16 protein-coding genes, 1 tRNA gene, 1 other RNA gene and 1 other annotated feature are annotated in these 14,846 nt (G+C 37.3%); of the genes, 14 read left to right on the top strand and 4 right to left on the bottom strand.

Annotated elements, in window-relative coordinates:
* Positions 1-98: 98 nt before the first annotated feature.
* Entirely contained in the window at positions 99-1,100 is a 1,002-nt protein-coding gene (locus FOT98_RS27380) for a YaaC family protein (RefSeq protein WP_063261968.1), read from the bottom strand.
* Between the two features lie 115 nt (positions 1,101-1,215).
* Between FOT98_RS27380 and guaB the strand changes: the two genes are divergently transcribed.
* From guaB to FOT98_RS27345, 7 genes are all read left to right on the top strand, one after another.
* Entirely contained in the window at positions 1,216-2,679 is a 1,464-nt protein-coding gene (gene guaB, locus FOT98_RS27375; RefSeq protein ID WP_063261967.1) for an IMP dehydrogenase, read from the top strand.
* A gap of 113 nt (positions 2,680-2,792) precedes the next feature.
* Positions 2,793-4,100, top strand: a complete 1,308-nt coding sequence (gene dacA / locus FOT98_RS27370; RefSeq protein ID WP_131801842.1) for a D-alanyl-D-alanine carboxypeptidase DacA — start codon at positions 2,793-2,795, stop codon at positions 4,098-4,100.
* Between the two features lie 161 nt (positions 4,101-4,261).
* On the top strand, positions 4,262-5,149 hold the full coding sequence (pdxS, locus tag FOT98_RS27365) for a pyridoxal 5'-phosphate synthase lyase subunit PdxS (protein ID WP_000186157.1): 888 nt from the start codon (positions 4,262-4,264) through the stop codon (positions 5,147-5,149).
* 18 nt (positions 5,150-5,167) lie between these two features.
* On the top strand, positions 5,168-5,758 hold the full coding sequence (gene pdxT, locus FOT98_RS27360; protein ID WP_063261965.1) for a pyridoxal 5'-phosphate synthase glutaminase subunit PdxT: 591 nt from the start codon (positions 5,168-5,170) through the stop codon (positions 5,756-5,758).
* Positions 5,759-5,812: 54 nt separating this feature from the next.
* Positions 5,813-6,034 (top strand) — a binding site (T-box leader).
* Between the two features lie 51 nt (positions 6,035-6,085).
* Positions 6,086-7,360, top strand: coding sequence for a serine--tRNA ligase (gene serS, locus FOT98_RS27355; protein WP_000884184.1), 1,275 nt, complete (start codon positions 6,086-6,088; stop codon positions 7,358-7,360).
* 154 nt (positions 7,361-7,514) lie between these two features.
* A tRNA-Ser gene (locus tag FOT98_RS27350) sits at positions 7,515-7,607 on the top strand.
* 166 nt (positions 7,608-7,773) lie between these two features.
* The gene (locus tag FOT98_RS27345; protein WP_000364198.1) at positions 7,774-8,166 is read left to right on the top strand and encodes a sigma factor-like helix-turn-helix DNA-binding protein; all 393 of its coding nucleotides are present in this window, start codon (positions 7,774-7,776) and stop codon (positions 8,164-8,166) included.
* Between the two features lie 35 nt (positions 8,167-8,201).
* Here the strand turns inward: FOT98_RS27345 and FOT98_RS27340 are convergent, their stop codons facing one another.
* The 3 genes from FOT98_RS27340 to FOT98_RS27330 form a co-directional block, all read right to left on the bottom strand.
* Positions 8,202-8,870: a deoxynucleoside kinase gene (locus FOT98_RS27340; protein WP_001053583.1), complete on the bottom strand. Its 669-nt coding sequence runs from the start codon at positions 8,868-8,870 to the stop codon at positions 8,202-8,204.
* 2 nt (positions 8,871-8,872) lie between these two features.
* Positions 8,873-9,508, bottom strand: a complete 636-nt coding sequence (locus FOT98_RS27335; RefSeq protein WP_061680194.1) for a deoxynucleoside kinase — start codon at positions 9,506-9,508, stop codon at positions 8,873-8,875.
* 125 nt (positions 9,509-9,633) lie between these two features.
* Positions 9,634-10,173: a cysteine hydrolase family protein gene (locus FOT98_RS27330; protein ID WP_063261964.1), complete on the bottom strand. Its 540-nt coding sequence runs from the start codon at positions 10,171-10,173 to the stop codon at positions 9,634-9,636.
* A gap of 107 nt (positions 10,174-10,280) precedes the next feature.
* Between FOT98_RS27330 and tadA the strand changes: the two genes are divergently transcribed.
* The 7 genes from tadA (at position 10,281) to FOT98_RS27295 (ending at position 14,630) form a co-directional block, all read left to right on the top strand.
* The gene (gene tadA, locus FOT98_RS27325) at positions 10,281-10,781 is read left to right on the top strand and encodes a tRNA adenosine(34) deaminase TadA (RefSeq protein WP_063261963.1); all 501 of its coding nucleotides are present in this window, start codon (positions 10,281-10,283) and stop codon (positions 10,779-10,781) included.
* Between the two features lie 79 nt (positions 10,782-10,860).
* Positions 10,861-11,125: signal recognition particle sRNA large type (gene ffs, locus FOT98_RS27320), an RNA gene on the top strand.
* A gap of 132 nt (positions 11,126-11,257) precedes the next feature.
* Positions 11,258-12,946, top strand: a complete 1,689-nt coding sequence (dnaX, locus tag FOT98_RS27315) for a DNA polymerase III subunit gamma/tau (protein ID WP_000121578.1) — start codon at positions 11,258-11,260, stop codon at positions 12,944-12,946.
* A 25-nt stretch (positions 12,947-12,971) separates the two neighbouring features.
* Positions 12,972-13,298, top strand: coding sequence for a YbaB/EbfC family nucleoid-associated protein (locus tag FOT98_RS27310; RefSeq protein ID WP_170930109.1), 327 nt, complete (start codon positions 12,972-12,974; stop codon positions 13,296-13,298).
* Positions 13,299-13,312: 14 nt separating this feature from the next.
* Complete coding sequence (gene recR, locus FOT98_RS27305; protein ID WP_000559169.1) at positions 13,313-13,909, top strand: recombination protein RecR; 597 nt, start codon at positions 13,313-13,315, stop codon at positions 13,907-13,909.
* A 14-nt stretch (positions 13,910-13,923) separates the two neighbouring features.
* Positions 13,924-14,145, top strand: coding sequence for a YaaL family protein (locus tag FOT98_RS27300; RefSeq protein WP_000466019.1), 222 nt, complete (start codon positions 13,924-13,926; stop codon positions 14,143-14,145).
* 215 nt (positions 14,146-14,360) lie between these two features.
* Positions 14,361-14,630: a pro-sigmaK processing inhibitor BofA family protein gene (locus FOT98_RS27295; protein ID WP_061680191.1), complete on the top strand. Its 270-nt coding sequence runs from the start codon at positions 14,361-14,363 to the stop codon at positions 14,628-14,630.
* The last annotated feature ends 216 nt before the right edge of the window (positions 14,631-14,846 follow it).

Raw genomic sequence — 14,846 nt, 5'->3', positions numbered from 1 at the left:
AAGCTCTCTAGCGCCGATGGTAGTTGGGACCTTGTCCCTGTGAGAGTAGGACGTCGCCAAGCAACTAAAAACACAAGTCTTTTGACTTGTGTTTTTTTTTATTTCCCATGAAATAGGTTCGGTTCTGTTAGTAAAAAAGACGAAATATAGTAAGGGATTTTTTGAGCAGAAATAGTAAGAAATTGATAAATAAATGGATAATCTTCAGAGCCGTAGCTCCCAAGTAAATCATACCACCAATCTGTTTCGTATCTAGAAATCATACTTAAATTGTAGAGCAATAAATAGTGAACAAGAAGTTCAGGTAATATGGGTTTAGGATTTCTCGGGTCAGTTGGAATTGGTAGGTAATAAGTATCGGCAAGATATTCGTAGTATAAAGGCGTACTATATATAGGGTTCCACGACTGGATAGGGGCTGTAAAAAGCAAATTCGATCCGCTCGTTTTCCCGGAGACATGTTGTATGGATAAATGCTTACAAGTTGATTCAATGTAACGTGAAAATCTCTCTGTAGTCATATGAAGCCGATCTAGTATGTTGACCGAAAAGGAAAGTTCATTTGTATTTGTTGAATCAATTTTATATAAAGTGCCCCCCCTTTGACTGTAGCGAAATAAATTTTGTAATTCAGGAATATTTCCCATTAAATCCAGCATGTTAAACTTTTCTGCTTCTAAGTGTTTCATGTGAAACAGCTGTTCTGCAACATGAGTAAATAATCCATTTTTTTGTACTTTCACCTCATCTTCTAAAAATTGATATCCCTGTTTTTTTCGTTTGCGAGTTGTAACACCATGAGCTAAAACTGTAGTGGATTCTGGATAGTTCGGATCAATAGTTAGTAAGCAGGCTTTAAAAAGTTGGCTCATTCCATAAAACAATAACATTGGCTGAATCGAAAAGGGGGCTACCTTATATAATTCATAATAGTTTTTCCCATGTTCTAAGTAATAAATAAAGGGATAACAATTTTCGAAACTTTTTTTTTCAGCATCTTGTATGGAGAATTTTTCATAACAACGGGCAAGATAACGTTGTACATTTTGAGATGAAAAGAAGAAACTTAGTTGCTGCCAAGTACAATGTGTTTGATGCATATATTACGCTCCTTTTATTGTCTAAAAATTCTAACATATATATACGTCCTTGACAGTATTTTAACCAATTGATAAGCTACTAATAATAATTTCTGGTATCATGGGGGGAACAATTATGTGGGAATCTAAATTTGTTAAAGAAGGTTTGACTTTTGATGACGTATTACTTGTACCAGCAAAGTCAGATGTACTACCAAGAGAAGTAAGTGTTAAAACAGTTTTATCTGAAAGCTTACAGTTAAATATCCCGTTAATTAGTGCAGGAATGGATACAGTAACAGAAGCTGATATGGCTATTGCAATGGCTCGTCAAGGCGGTTTAGGAATTATTCATAAAAACATGTCTATCGAACAACAAGCGGAGCAAGTTGATAAAGTAAAACGTTCTGAAAGTGGCGTTATTTCAGATCCTTTCTTTTTAACTCCAGAACATCAAGTATATGATGCAGAGCATCTTATGGGAAAATACCGTATCTCAGGTGTACCGGTTGTAAATAATTTAGACGAGCGAAAATTAGTTGGTATTATTACAAACCGTGATATGCGTTTTATCCAAGACTACTCAATCAAAATTTCCGACGTAATGACAAAAGAAAAGCTAATTACAGCTCCAGTTGGTACTACGCTGGAAGAAGCTGAAAAGATCCTACAAAAGTATAAAATTGAAAAACTCCCTCTTGTTGATAACAACGGTGTATTACAAGGGCTTATTACAATAAAAGATATTGAAAAAGTAATTGAATTCCCAAATTCTGCGAAGGATAAGCAAGGACGCTTATTAGTTGGAGCAGCGGTTGGTGTAACGGCTGATGCGATGCTTCGTATCGACGCATTAGTAAAAGCTAGCGTAGATGCAATCGTACTTGATACAGCTCATGGACATTCTCAAGGTGTTATTGATAAGGTAAAAGAAGTTCGTGCGAAATATCCAGCACTAAATATTATCGCTGGAAATGTTGCTACTGCTGAAGCAACGAAAGCATTAATCGAAGCGGGTGCAAATGTAGTTAAAGTTGGTATTGGACCAGGCTCTATCTGTACAACACGTGTTGTAGCTGGCGTTGGTGTACCACAATTAACAGCAGTTTATGATTGTGCAACAGAAGCTCGTAAACACGGTATCCCAGTTATTGCTGATGGTGGTGTTAAGTACTCTGGTGACATGGTAAAAGCCTTAGCAGCAGGAGCACACGTTGTTATGCTAGGTAGTATGTTTGCTGGTGTTGCTGAAAGCCCTGGAGAAACTGAAATTTACCAAGGCCGTCAATTTAAAGTGTATCGTGGTATGGGTTCTGTCGGAGCGATGGAAAAGGGAAGTAAAGATCGTTACTTCCAAGAAGGAAATAAGAAACTTGTTCCAGAAGGTATTGAAGGTCGAGTACCATATAAAGGGCCTTTAGCAGATACAGTTCATCAATTAGTTGGTGGATTACGTGCCGGTATGGGATATTGCGGAGCGCAGAATTTAGAATTCTTACGTGAGAATGCACAATTCATTCGTATGTCAGGTGCTGGTTTACGCGAAAGCCACCCTCATCACGTACAAATTACAAAAGAGGCTCCAAACTACTCATTATAATGTCTTATATACAAATAGACAGAGATTTGATATCTCTGTCTATTTTTTTTTGATTATGTTAGAATAACGGTTATGTGAGTACATAGATATTGGGGGTAGCAAAAGTGAAAGGTATGTTTTGCAAAAGATTCATTGCTTTAGTAACAATGCTTACACTAGCTTGTAGTATGTTGTTACCATATAGCAATGCATCAGCAGAAACAGGATCTGCTCTAAACATTGAAGCAGGTGCAGCAATTTTAGTTGAAGCGAATTCTGGGAAAATTTTATATCAAAAGAATGCAGATGAATTATTATCAATTGCTAGTATGACAAAGATGATGAGTGAATATTTAGTTCATGAAGCGGTGGATAAAGGAAAACTTAAGTGGGATCAAAAAATTAAGGTTTCTGAATATGCGTATAAAGTTTCACAAGATGCTTCATTATCAAATGTTGCATTAGAAAATGGTGGCACTTATACAGTAAAAGAGCTATACGAGGCAATGGCAATCTTTTCTGCAAATGGTGCAACAATTGCATTAGCAGAAGCAATTGCAGGTAAAGAAGTAGACTTCGTAAAAATGATGAATGATAAATCAAAAGAACTAGGGTTGAAAAATTATAAATTTGTCAATTCTACAGGTTTAACGAACAAGGATTTAAAGGGAATGCATCCTGAAGGAACAACAGCGGATGAGGAAAATAAAATGTCTGCAAAGGATGTTGCAACTTTAGCACAACATTTAATTAAAGATTATCCAAAAGTGCTAGATACAGCAAAAATCCCGAAAAAAGAATTCCGTCCAGAAAAAGAGAAGTTTGCAATGTCGAACTGGAACTGGATGTTAAAGGGCTTAGTGAAAGAATATGATGGCGTTGATGGCCTGAAAACAGGCTCGACTCCAGAAGCAGGGGATTGTTTCACTGGTACGGTTGAAAGAAACGGTATGCGTTTTATTTCTGTAGTTATTAAAACAAGTTCTCATACAGCACGTTTTGATGAAACAAAGAAGCTATATGATTATGGATTTGCTAACTTTGAAATGAAGCAAATGTATAAAAAAGATTCTTCAGTAAAAGGGCAAGAAACAGTACGAGTAGAAAATGCTAAAGAAAAAGATGTAGCAGTTCAAACAAAAAAAGCTGTTTCACTTCCAGTGCCAAAAGGAAGTAAAGATGTTTATAAAACAGAATTAAAAGAAGCAAGTAAGGGACAAGAAGCACCAATTAAAAAGGGAGCTGCACTTGGCCAAATGGTAATCACACCAAAAGATGCGAATGATCCTGGATTTTTATCTGGTAAGTCATTACAAATAGATCTTGTAACAACATCTGCAGTAGAAGAAGCGAATTGGTTTACTCGTTCTATGCGTGGAATTGGCTCTTTCTTTAGTGGTATATGGAATAGTGCTGTTGATACAGTAAAAGGTTGGTTTTAAAAGCTCCTCATTGTAGGGGCTTTTTCTTATTCCTATTTTTCATACCGACTTTATGAAAAAGTAGTAGACAAGCATCGGATAGTTAGTGGTAGAATGTAAGAGTATTCTTAATTTTCGCCTTTAACGGGGAAAAGCAATTCACCTAGGGGGGTTTTTGTAACATGACAAATGTAACAGGGACAGAACGTGTAAAACGTGGAATGGCAGAAATGCAAAAAGGCGGCGTTATTATGGACGTAATTAACGCTGAACAAGCAAAAATTGCAGAAGAGGCAGGCGCAGTTGCCGTTATGGCACTAGAGCGTGTACCAGCAGATATTCGTGCAGCAGGTGGCGTTTCTCGTATGGCAGACCCAACGATCGTTGAAGAAGTTATGGGTGCAGTGTCAATTCCGGTTATGGCAAAATGCCGTATCGGTCACCTTGTAGAAGCACGTGTATTAGAATCATTAGGGGTAGACTATATCGACGAGAGTGAAGTATTAACTCCTGCTGATGAAGTATACCATTTAAATAAACGTGATTACACAGTTCCATTTGTATGTGGTTGCCGTGATATCGGAGAAGCTGCACGTCGTATTGCAGAAGGTGCATCTATGCTTCGTACAAAAGGTGAACCAGGAACAGGAAACATTGTAGAGGCAGTGCGTCATATGCGCCAAGTCAATGCAGAAATCCGTCAAGTTGCAAGTCTACGTGAAGATGAGTTAATGACATATGCAAAAAATACTGGTGCTCCTTATGAAGTACTACTTGAAATTAAACGCCTTGGTCGTTTGCCAGTTGTAAACTTCGCAGCAGGTGGTGTAGCAACACCAGCAGATGCAGCGTTAATGATGCAACTTGGTGCGGATGGTGTATTTGTTGGATCTGGTATCTTCAAATCAGAGAATCCAGAGAAATTTGCACGCGCAATCGTTGAAGCGACGACTCATTATGAAGATTACGAACTAATTGCAAGCCTTTCTAAAGGATTAGGTAATGCGATGAAAGGTATCGAAATTTCAACGTTATTACCAGAACAACGCATGCAAGAGCGTGGATGGTAATTGAAGGAGAACTTTAAAATGGTGAAAATCGGTGTACTAGGTCTTCAAGGTGCAGTTCGTGAGCATGTGAAATCAGTTGAAGCAAGTGGTGCAGAGGCTGTTGTTGTAAAGCGTATCGAGCAACTTGAAGAGATTGATGGTCTTATTTTACCAGGTGGTGAAAGTACAACAATGCGCCGTCTTATTGATAAGTATGCTTTCATGGAACCACTTCGTACATTCGCGAAGTCTGGTAAACCAATGTTTGGTACATGTGCAGGTATGATTCTTCTTGCAAAAACGCTTATTGGCTATGAAGAAGCACATATTGGTGCTATGGATATTACAGTAGAGCGCAATGCGTTTGGACGCCAAAAAGATAGCTTTGAAGCCGCACTTTCAATTAATGGTGTAGGAGAAGACTTTATTGGTGTATTTATCCGTGCTCCATATGTTGTACGTGTAGCTGATGATGTTGAAGTACTCTCCACACATGATGATCGAATGGTAGCAGTAAAACAAAATCAGTTTTTAGCTGCTTCATTCCATCCAGAATTAACGGATGATCATCGTGTGACAGCATACTTTGTAGAAATGGTAAAAGAAGCGAAAATGAAAAAAGTTGTATAAGTAACTTGCAACTTGTATAAGATTATAGTAAATTGATGGTAACAATTTTATAAAATAAGCGTGTTGATAGGAAGTAGTAACAAATGCCGTTTCTTATAGAGAGTCGATGGTTGGTGGAAATCGATAGAAACAGTTTGTGAATCCATCCTGGAATGGAATGTGGAATATCTTTATGATTAGTAAACATTCCCGGTGAAGAGCCGTTATTTCTACTTGAGAGGAAGGCGGCAATGCTTTCAACTAGGGTGGCAACGCGGGTTAACTCCCGTCCCTTTATATAGGGACGGGAGTTTTTTGTGTTTTATAAAATAAAAGGAGGAGTATATAATGCTTGATATTAAATTTTTACGTACAAATTTTGAAGAAGTAAAAGCAAAGTTACAGCATAGAGGCGAAGATTTAACTGATTTTGGTCGCTTTGAAGAGCTGGATACGAGAAGAAGAGAATTACTTGTTCAAACAGAGGAACTAAAAAGTAAACGTAACGAAGTATCTCAACAAATCTCTGTATTGAAGCGCGAAAAGAAAGATGCAGAAGCTCTAATTCTAGAAATGCGTGAAGTTGGAGAAAAAGTAAAAGATCTTGATAATGAACTTCGTACAGTTGAAGAAGATTTAGAAAGATTAATGTTATCTATTCCAAATATCCCTCATGAATCTGCTCCAGTTGGTGAAACAGAAGATGATAATGTAGTAGCACGTACTTGGGGAGAAGTGAAAGAATTTGCTTATGAACCAAAACCACATTGGGATCTTGCTACAGATTTAGGAATTTTAGATTTTGAGCGCGCTGGGAAAGTAACGGGAAGCCGCTTCGTATTCTATAAAGGTGCTGGCGCAAGATTAGAGCGTGCTTTAATTAGCTTTATGCTGGATCTTCATACTGACGAGCATGGATACGAAGAAGTGTTACCTCCGTATATGGTAAACCGTGCAAGTATGACAGGAACGGGACAACTTCCGAAATTTGAAGAAGATGCATTCCGTATTGAAAGTGAAGATTACTTCTTAATTCCAACAGCTGAAGTACCTGTAACGAATATGCACCGTGATGAAATCTTAAATAAAGAGCAATTGCCGATACGATATGCTGCATTTAGCTCTTGTTTCCGTTCTGAAGCAGGTTCAGCTGGACGTGATACGCGTGGCTTAATTCGTCAGCATCAGTTCAACAAAGTAGAGCTTGTAAAATTCGTAAAACCAGAAGATTCTTATGAAGAGTTAGAAAAATTAACAAATGATGCAGAACGCGTGTTACAATTATTAGAGTTGCCATATCGCGTTATGAGCATGTGCACAGGCGATTTAGGATTTACAGCAGCGAAGAAATACGATATCGAAGTATGGATTCCAAGCTATGGCACATATCGTGAGATTTCTTCTTGTAGTAATTTTGAGGCTTTCCAAGCGAGACGTGCAAATATCCGTTTCCGTCGTGAGCCAAACGGAAAACCAGAACATGTTCATACATTAAATGGATCTGGTCTTGCAATTGGACGTACGGTTGCAGCTATTTTAGAGAACTACCAACAAGAAGATGGTACAATTATAATTCCAGAAGTTCTTCGCCCTTATATGGGAGGAAAAACAGTTATTAAGTAAATGTAAACATTCATCGGTATGAGTGATTGGTAATTATGAGCGTTGTCAGTACTATAATGTAGGAGAGGAAAAGTAAAATTTTCCTTTCCTCATAATTTATTTTAGTAGGGTTGACTAACTGTTTTTCTTTTGATATTATATTTGATGTCAATATGGAGGTATACCCAAGTCTGGCTGAAGGGATCGGTCTTGAAAACCGACAGGTGGCGAGAGTCGCGCGGGGGTTCGAATCCCTCTACCTCCTCCAGATATAATTGACAACAGCGCATATAAGTGGAGATTGGAGAACTCGTTACCAACACGTAACGAGTTTTTATTTTAAAACCAATCATAAAGTATGGTGTAAGGAGATTTCCTCCTTATTACACACTCATATTCCGATGATTATCTTCATAGATATGAAAGGAGTCAACATGGATCTTATTATACAAACGTTTCCTTTAGATGGAAAAACTTTATATTATGTACAATGTCCTGTCTGTAAGAACAATAGAATTTTAAACAGTGGTGCAAATGTTTCACGTATTATTAGCGATGATACATTCCGTAAACTTTGTGGTTGCACTTGTGATGTAAAGCAAACTGCGACAAAAGTAGAGGCGCCAAAAAAAGTTGAAAAAGCGGCTGTAAAGAAAGAAGCAGCTCCAAAACGTACAGGTAAAGTATTAACAGCAGTGATTAACGGGAAAGAAATGACCGTTAAAGAGATTGCTGAAACATACGATATTAGTACAAGTACTGTTCGCCAGCGTATTAATGCTGGAAAACCTGAGAGTGAAATTATTGCTCCGACAAAAAAGAAGTAATTTAATAGAAAAACCCGTGCATATGCACGGGTTTTTTATTTTACAAGTTTACGTGTTTGTTTTAAAAAATGGCCAATTTTTTTAATGATTGGTTCAATTGAATCGCCATCTTTTAAAATATCGTATTCATTAATGTTTAATCGTAAAACAGGGCATGCATTAAAATTATTAATCCAGTTTTCGTAACGGCCATGCATCTCTTTCCAATACTCAATTGGTGTTTGCTGTTCCATCGGACGTCCGCGTTCTTGGATACGATCAACGATATCATCGAAAGAACCTTCTAAGTAAATTAATAAATCAGGATGAGGGAAGTAAGGAGTCATGACCATAGCATCAAATAGACCTTTGTATGTTTCATAATCAGTTTCCGTCATTGTACCTTTTTCATGATGCATCTTTGCAAAAATGCCAGTGTCTTCATAGATAGAGCGATCTTGAACAAAACCGCCACCGTATTCAAAAATTCTTTTTTGTTCTTTAAATCGTTCTGCTAAAAAGTACACTTGCAAGTGAAAGCTCCAGCGTGTGAAATCAGCATAGAACTTGTCCAAGTAGGGGTTAGAGTCTACCTTTTCAAATGATGTGCGATAGCCTAAAGCGTTAGCTAATGCAGTTGTCATAGTTGATTTACCGACACCTACTGTTCCAGCAATCGTGATTACTGCGTCATTTGGTATATCATATTTTTGCCTTAAATTCATTATTATTTCGACTCCTTTAAGAGAGTATTTTGAAGGGCAGATAGGATGACATTTAAATCATCAGGATTTTTTACAAAATCCATATCATCTCCGTTAAATTTCAATACTGGGATTTCTGGATGATCCTTTTTAAACGTATCCATTGCAGTTTCATAATCTTTTGTGAGCTGTAGTAAGTAATTTGGATCCATATTTTTTTCGAATTCTCTTCCGCGCTTTGCAATTCGTGCTTGTAATGTTTCCAAGCTAGCCGTTAAATAAACGATTACGTTTGGTACAGGCATATCTTGTGTAAGGATACGATAGATTTGCATGTACTTATCGTATTGAGAATCTTTTAATGTACGGGATGCGAAAATTAGATTTTTAAATATATGATAATCTGCTACTACTGGCTTCCTTTGATTCAAATACTTTATGTTAATATCTTCTAATTGTTTGTATCTATTACAAAGAAAGAACATCTCTGTTTGAAAACTCCATTCGTCGATGTCTTCATAGAACTTTCCTAAAAAAGGGTTTTCATCAACAATCTCTTTCAGTAAGTGGAGTTGCATGTGAGTTGAAATTTCCTTCGCAAGTGAAGTTTTTCCAACACCAATTGGTCCTTCAACCGTGATAAATGGTACTCCGGTCACGCTGTTTCCTCCTTTCAATCAGTGATTTACCGTGGCTACTAAAAACACAAAACAGAATTATTGTAGCACAAGAGGGAAGCGAGCGGGTTAATTTGATATAAAAAGTTAGAAAATAGATATATGTATTAATGAATTTTTATTTGAGATGACGGCACTATATTTGCTTTTAATGTGGCTTCCATTATTTTTAAAGCATGTAAGTTATCCTGATCATGATTAGAGGCAATACAGTCCTGTGGTACATACAGTGTATAATTTCTCATATGAGCATCGTTAGCTGTAAAGAGGATACATATATTCCCAGCGACTCCTGTTAATATTAGATTTTCTATTTTTAAATAGCCTAATAAAGAATTTAAAGGTGTTTCATAAAAAGCGGAGTAATGTGGTTTAATAAAAATGTAATCATCGGAATTTGGGGCAATCTTACGAATGATATTTTCGCTATACTCATTTGTACAATGAGTAATTAGTTGGTCAATATCAGATCTCCAAAGTTGATAATGGTCATTAACATAAATTATGGGATAACCAAGGGATTTCATTGTTTTCTTTAATTGTAGAATAGGGTTTGTTATAATTTCGCATTTTTTGGCTAGGGTGGGCCCGTGTGAAAATTGAAAGTCATTAATCATATCGATAATGAGTAAGGCAGTATTCTTCATATGTAATCCCCTCTCTTTTTTATTAGGGTGGATTGAATTTGTAAAAGTTATCCCATGTGTAGTAAATGGAAATTAGTGTACGTTATTTGTAATGAAAGGACTATGGTATGGAACACGATCAAGATATTTATTTTATGCAGTTAGCAATAGAAGAAGCTAAAAAGGCAGAGGCAATACAAGAAGTACCGATTGGTGCAGTTATAGTGTTAGATGGTGAAGTAATTAGTGTTGCTCATAATTTAAGGGAAACCGAGCAAAGATCAATAGCGCACGCTGAGTTACTAGCTATTGATGAGGCGTGCAAAAAATTAGGGACATGGCGTTTAGAAGATGCGACATTATATGTAACATTAGAGCCTTGTCCGATGTGTGCGGGTGGAATTGTTTTATCGCGAGTGAAGCGAGTTGTATATGGTGCAAGTGATCCGAAAGGTGGATGTGCAGGGACTTTGATGAATCTTTTAACGGATGAACGCTTTAATCATCAGTGTGAAGTAGTGGCTGGTGTGTTAGAAGAAGAATGCGGTACGTTGTTAACAAACTTTTTTAGAGAGCTTCGAAAAAAAAGAAAAGCGAGCAAGAAATTAGAGAAAAGCAAAGAGAATTAACGTATTTGCATTTTATAAAAAAACAAGTTATACTGATAATGCCTTTAATGAAGGCAACCGAATATTGGTTTTAACTTTGCCGTGCTAAGCGGGGAGGTAGCGGTGCCCTATACTCGCAATCCGCTCTAGCGAGGCCGAATCCCTTCTCGAGGTTATGTTGCTGTAAGGTCTGCCTTAAGTAAGTGGTGTTGACGTTTGGGTCCTGCGCAACGGGACCCCGTGAACCTTGTCAGGTCCGGAAGGAAGCAGCAATAAGCGGGTCTTCTCGTGTGCCGCAGGAGTGCCTGAACCGAGCTAACTGCTTGAGTAACGCTTATGGTACGTAATCGACAGAAGGTGCACGGCAGTTATATATGTATACAAAACTCACCTTAATATTAAGGTGGGTTTTTTGTATAGAAAATAACTTTTGGAATCTATAAACAGAATGGGTTATAATAAATGAGATAATAACCTTTGAGGGAGGCCGTATTTTCGTGTCATACCAAGCGTTATACCGAACATGGAGACCGCAAAAATTTGAAGATGTAGTTGGTCAAAAGCACGTGACAAAAACGTTGCAAAATGCCCTTCTTCAAGAGAAAGTTTCACATGCTTATTTATTTTCTGGGCCGAGGGGAACAGGAAAAACGACAATTGCAAAGGTGTTTGCAAAAGCAATCAACTGTGAACATGCTCCGGTAGCTGAACCTTGTAATGAATGTCCTTCTTGTTTGGGGATTACACAAGGATCCATTTCAGATGTATTAGAAATTGATGCGGCTTCAAATAACGGTGTAGATGAAATTCGAGATATTAGAGATAAAGTAAAATATGCTCCAAGTGCTGTAGAATATAAAGTATACATTATTGATGAAGTTCACATGCTTTCTATGGGTGCCTTCAATGCGCTTTTAAAAACGTTAGAAGAGCCGCCAGGACATGTCATCTTTATTTTGGCGACAACAGAACCGCATAAGATTCCGCCTACAATTATTTCACGTTGCCAACGTTTTGAATTTCGAAAGATATCAGTAAATGATATTGTTGAGAGATTATCGACGGTTGTGACGAATGAAGGTACGCAAGTAGAAGATGAGGCGTTACAAATTGTTGCACGTGCTGCTGAGGGTGGTATGCGTGATGCGCTTAGTCTTATTGATCAGGCAATATCTTATAGTGATGAGACAGTTACGACAGAAGATGTATTAGCTGTGACAGGTTCTGTTTCCCAGCAATACTTAGGTAACTTAGTAGAATGTATACGTGAAAATGATGTATCAAGAGCATTACGTATCATAGATGAGATGATGGGTAAAGGGAAAGATCCAGTTCGTTTTATGGAGGATTTCATTTACTATTATCGTGACATGCTTTTATATCAAACTTCACCACAACTGGAACATATGTTGGAACGAGTAATGGTAGATGAGCAATTCCGGATGCTAAGTGAAGAAATGCAACCGGAAGTAATCTATGAAATCATTCATACTCTTAGTAAGGGACAACAGGAAATGAAGTGGACAAATCATCCGCGAATTTTCTTAGAAGTTGTTATGGTACAACTGTGTCAACAGTTTATGATGCAAGCGAACGGGGCAGATCGTTTACAAGCAATTATGAACAGGATGCAGCAATTGGAGAAAGAGTTAGAAGAAGTCAAAAAGAATGGTGTGCCGGCTGGTGTGCAGCAGGAAGTCAGAGAGACACGTGCAACACCAAAGCCAGTGCGTACAGGTAGTATGAAGATTCCTGTCGGACGTGTAAATGAAGTGTTAAAGCAAGCGAAACGTCAGGATTTAGAACAATTAAAAGCTGTGTGGGGTGAGTTGTTAGGAAGACTCAAAGCATACAACAAAGTAGCGTTTGCTGTTTTATTAGAAAATAGCGAACCGGTAGCGGCTTCGGATGATACTTACGTGTTAGCGTTTCAATATGAGATTCACTGTAAAATGGCAAGCGAAAACCGAGAAGCTATGGATACAGTGGAACAAGCTTTATTTGAATTGCTAAGTAAAAGATTAAATATGATTGCCATTCCAAAAAGTGAATGGGGTAAAATCCGTGAAGATTTTTTACAGCGTGAAGGTGGAAATGCTGAAGAAAGCCCAGAGAAAAAAGAAGACCCTCTTATAGAAGAGGCGGTAAAATTAGTAGGGCAAGAACTTATTGAAATAAAAGAGTAATAATAATTAGGAGGAATTAATTATGATGCGTGGCGGAATGGGAAATATGAATAACATGATGAAACAAATGCAAAAAATGCAAAAAGATATGGCGAAAGCGCAAGAAGAACTTGGCGAAAAAACAGTTGAAGGTACAGCTGGTGGCGGTATGATCACAGTTATTGCAAATGGTCATAAGCAAATTCTTGAAGTGAAAGTTAAAGAAGAAGTTGTAGATCCAGAAGATATCGAAATGTTACAAGACTTAGTGTTAGCTGCAACAAATGATGCACTTAAAAAAGCTGATGAACTTTCAAATTCTACAATGGGTAAATTTACAAAAGGCTTAAACTTACCGGGTGGAATGTTCTAGGAGGATATTGATATATGCATTATCCAGAACCGATATCAAAACTAATTGATAGTTTTATGAAGTTGCCAGGGATCGGACCGAAAACAGCGGTTCGCTTGGCATTTTTCGTATTAGATATGAAAGAAGATGATGTGTTAGGTTTTGCAAAAGCGCTTGTGAATGCGAAGCGAGATTTAGCGTATTGTTCTGTATGCGGACATATTACTGACCGCGACCCTTGTTATATTTGTAACGATTCACATCGAGATCAATCGGTTGTTTGTGTTGTGCAGGAACCGAAAGATGTAATCGCAATGGAAAAGATGAAAGAGTATCAAGGTGTATATCATGTGTTACGTGGTGCGATTTCTCCAATGGAGGGAATTGGACCAGAAGACATTAATATCCCGCAACTTTTAAAGCGACTGCACGATGAAACGGTACAAGAAGTAATATTGGCAACAAACCCTAATATTGAAGGGGAAGCTACAGCGATGTATATATCCCGCCTCTTAAAGCCGACAGGTATTAAAGTAACTCGTATTGCACATGGTCTGCCAGTGGGTGGAGATTTAGAATATGCAGATGAAGTGACACTGTCGAAAGCGTTAGAAGGTCGTAGAGAAGTATAAGAGGAGAAACAAAAATGTTCTTTCAAAAAAAGGGTAAATTGCGCAAAGAGTATGATGATAAATTAATCGTACTATTAGAAAAGGTGAAGAATGAATGGTTACGTCAGAAGAGAATGGTTGAACAAAGTGTGGAACCATCTCAAGATGTGATTTGTTCTTTGAAAATAGCAGAGGCGAAATATTTCTTCTTGTTAAAAGAAGCAAAACGTCGCCCTGTAAAAATGGAACAATGGTAAAAGGTTCTGCTGCAAAAGCAGAACCTTTTATTTTATTTGTTAAACATTTAGTGGTTACTTCGTTCGGAAAGGACGAATAGTGGTTTTTATGAAGGAAGTGTTGTCAAATAAAGGTGAACAAGATAAAACGACTGGAGTTATGTGATACATGTTCTTTTTTATCGTCTTGTCCCATACAAATGAGTGTGTATAGGTCATTCATAAGGAGGAAGAAAATGAATTCTACAATTGTTATTGTCGGTATTCTTACTCTAGTTTTTATTTTTCTTGTTTTTGGTGTTTCTTCAAAGCCATTACGTTTTATAGGAAAAGCGCTTTTTCATGTTACTTTAGGAATAGCATTACTATTTATCGTAAATGTTATAGGAACATATTTTGATTTTCATATTCCAATAAACTTGGGTACAGCAGCAATCACAAGTTTATTAGGTCTACCCGGTGTTGCTGCATTAGTGGTTATTAAGCTTTATATCATGCCAAGATAAAATTATTTTGGCATTTTTTTAAAAAGTGTTGACGAACAAATGATTAATATGATAAATTAATAAGCGTCGTCAGGAACGAAAGAAAAAAGTTGTTGACAGATTTAACGCGAAATGTTAAATTATAAAAGTCGCTGAAACGCGATGTTGAACTTTGAAAACTAAACGAAACAAACAACGTGAAACGTCAATTTTTATTTTTAGATGCTAGACAAACTA

The sequence above is a fragment of the Bacillus sp. HY001 genome (assembly GCF_007558965.1).
GTDB classification, from domain to species: domain Bacteria; phylum Bacillota; class Bacilli; order Bacillales; family Bacillaceae_G; genus Bacillus_A; species Bacillus_A mobilis.
The sequence above is the reverse complement of the archived record's forward strand: the minus strand, read 5'-3'. Positions and strand labels throughout refer to the sequence as shown.